General features: G+C 75.3%; 1 protein-coding gene. It reads right to left on the reverse strand.

Going from position 1 to position 332, the window contains the following annotated elements:
* Window positions 1–34: 34 nt before the first annotated feature.
* Window positions 35–235: a helix-turn-helix domain-containing protein gene (locus IG99_RS43755; RefSeq protein WP_037684630.1), complete on the reverse strand. Its 201-nt coding sequence runs from the start codon at window positions 233–235 to the stop codon at window positions 35–37.
* Window positions 236–332 lie beyond the last annotated feature (97 nt).

The raw sequence follows: 332 nt of genomic DNA on the forward strand, positions 1-332 counted from the left end.
GGGCGGGGCCGCGGCGCGTGCGGTGGCTGGCGCCCTACTCGGCGGCCGGCGCGGGCCGGGCGGCGGCTTCGACGACGACGCGCCTGAAAACCCAGGTGGTGCCGACCTGCGCGCCGAGGAGCTGCCCGCGTGAGGCGCGCAGGTTGACGGCCTGTCGGGAGATGCCGAGGATCTCGGCCGCCTCGGTGGCGGAGACGAGGTCGGGGATGTGTCGGTCGCGGGGCGTGGCGGCCATCAGCGCGGGTCCAGGCTGTAGCGGTCGACCTGGTCGACGGGCAGTACGGCGGCGGTCTGCGTCATGGGGCCTACTGTAACCCGCCCGCTTGTCGCTG

The sequence above is a fragment of the Streptomyces griseus subsp. griseus genome, assembly GCF_000720255.1.
GTDB lineage: Bacteria > Actinomycetota > Actinomycetes > Streptomycetales > Streptomycetaceae > Streptomyces > Streptomyces griseus_I.